Annotated in this window: 2 protein-coding genes; one reads left to right on the forward strand and one right to left on the reverse strand. The window is 54.8% G+C overall.

The window, feature by feature from the left end; all coding sequences use genetic code 11:
- The coding region (gene nadA / locus ACTHUM_RS13280) for a quinolinate synthase NadA (RefSeq protein ID WP_440403088.1) at window positions 1–508 on the reverse strand (508 nt) is incomplete at its 3' end.
- A gap of 158 nt (window positions 509–666) precedes the next feature.
- Between nadA and ACTHUM_RS13285 the strand changes: the two genes are divergently transcribed.
- Window positions 667–1,605, forward strand: coding sequence for an NUDIX hydrolase (locus tag ACTHUM_RS13285; protein WP_440403089.1), 939 nt, complete (start codon window positions 667–669; stop codon window positions 1,603–1,605).
- Window positions 1,606–1,682 lie beyond the last annotated feature (77 nt).

Below are 1,682 nucleotides of genomic sequence, written 5' to 3' on the forward strand. Positions count from 1 at the left end.
TTACCACCCAGTCGGCACGCGCTTTTACGGCAGCGGAAGTGTTGGCGTACACTACGACCGTACGGTCGGGGTGTTGGTCACAAAACGCTGAAAACGCTTCTTCGGGACAACCCAAATCCAAAGAACATTCCGCCTCCAAATCAGGCATCAGCACTGTTTTTTCAGGGCAGAGGATTTTCGCGCTCTCGCCCATGAAGCGTACGCCCGCCACCACCAGCGTATCGGCTTCATGTTCCGCGCCGAAGCGCGCCATCTCCAACGAATCACCCACGCATCCGCCCGTCTCCAAAGCCAAATCCTGAATCAGCGGATCGACGTAATAATGCGCCACCAAGACCGCATTTTTCTCCTTCAACAAAGCCTTGATTTCGTCTTTCAGACGGCCTGCTGTTTCTCGGTCGGGCGTGTCGGCAACCTTCGCCCATGCCTGACGGATTTGGCAGGCGGAAGTCGGCGTTTGGATGAGTGGCATATCGTAATCGAACGAGCGGCGGGCGGCGGTTTGCATGATGTTTCCTTGTAGCTGGTTTTTCAGACGGCATGAAGGTGTTTGCCGTTTATATTTTGAAATAGTTTTATATTATGCTCAACTTGAGTATAATATGCAAGGTCGTCTGAAAACCGCTTTGGTTTACAATAAGGTTTTCTCTTGAATGAAAGCCACGCATGGATGCCTATCCTGAAACAGCAGCCAATACGCAAAGTATCGTCGAGCTGGTTCCTGTACTGATCGCCATTACAAACGGCAGCTTGAGGGTTTTGACAGTTGCCAAAGGAGAGCTATTACCCAATGGCCTGCTTGCACCGCTTCGCCACTCCTTGCAGGCAGGGGTCAGGATGTGGGTCGCCAAGCAGACATCGCAGCCTATGGGCTATGTAGAACAGCTTTATACCTTTGTCGATACGCGCCGCCAAAACGAGCAAGGCATGCCTGTCTTGTACGTCAGCTATCTGGGGCTGGTGCGTGAGGCGGCCGACAACATCCTGCATCCTGATGCGAAATGGCAGGACTGCTACTGCTATTTTCCGTGGGAAGATTTGCGTACCGACGGCGGACAGCGCGATAGCATCGTCAGCCGCCTGCACATTTGGGCAAACTCAGCGGATACGGAGGAAGTGCGCCAAAAGCGGCTCAAGCGCATTCATTTGTGCTGGGGGGTCGAACCGGAAAACTGGTCGGAAGAATACGTTTTGCAACGCTATGAAATGCTGTATGAAAGCGGCCTGATAGCGGAAGCCGCCGAGCCGCAGGCAAACTTCGACTGCACGCTCACGGGGCAGCCTATGCGCCACGACCACCGCCGCGTACTGGCGACCGCACTGTCCCGCCTGCGCGCCAAAATCAAATACCGCCCCGTGATTTTCGAACTGATGCCGCCCGAATTCACGCTGCTGCAACTGCAAAACAGCGTCGAAGCCATCAGCGGCAGATTGCTGCACAAGCAAAACTTCCGCCGCCAGATTCAGCAGCAAAACCTCATCGAGCCGTCGGATACCGGCGTATCGGGCAGCAAAGGCCGTCCCGCGCAGCTTTACCGCTTCCGCGATGACGTCCTGCCCGACAGGCTGATTTCGGACATCGGACTGCCGCTGGGCAGCCGTTAGCCCGTTTTCAGACGACCTATAGTGGATTAACAAAAATCAGGACAAGGCGACGAAGCCGCAGACAGTACAGATAGTAC

Source organism: Neisseria sp. P0021.S006 (assembly GCF_051956895.1).

Coding starts and splice junctions, on each gene's coding strand:
- ACTHUM_RS13285 (WP_440403089.1), top strand. CDS start 667: ATGGATGCCTATCCTGAAACAGCAGCCAATACGCAAAGTATCGTCGAG.